This window comes from Lyngbya sp. CCY1209 (assembly GCF_055795065.1).
This window is the reverse complement of record NZ_JAYFER010000529.1, coordinates 1-268: the sequence shown is the minus strand read 5'-3', so window position 1 is coordinate 268 and position 268 is coordinate 1. Positions and strand designations below refer to the sequence as shown.

Sequence of the window (268 nt, the reverse complement as noted above, 5' to 3'; positions counted from 1 at the left end):
CGTTCGCTTCCCAATTCCCCATTCTCCGGGTCACTCAACACCACCTCGAAGGTTTCATCCCCTTCGACTTGGGTATCATCCCACAGGCTGACATCGATGGTTTTTTGAATTTCCCAAGGTGAAAATACCAGTTCTCCGCTCGTCGAGGAATAGTCGGACCCACTGCTGGCCGTGCCCCCGACGGTGGTGTAGCTCACCGATACCGTCTCGCTGCTGTAATCGTCTAAAGTCACCGTAAATTGAGCCGTTCCGTCCGCTTCGCCGACTT

At 54.5% G+C, this 268-nt stretch carries 1 protein-coding gene; it reads right to left on the bottom strand.

Annotation, left to right across the window (positions count from 1 at the left end; all coding sequences use genetic code 11):
- Positions 1-268, bottom strand: a 268-nt coding sequence (locus AC0QHF_RS17555; RefSeq protein ID WP_324705530.1) for a Calx-beta domain-containing protein, incomplete at both ends; no start/stop codon positions are given.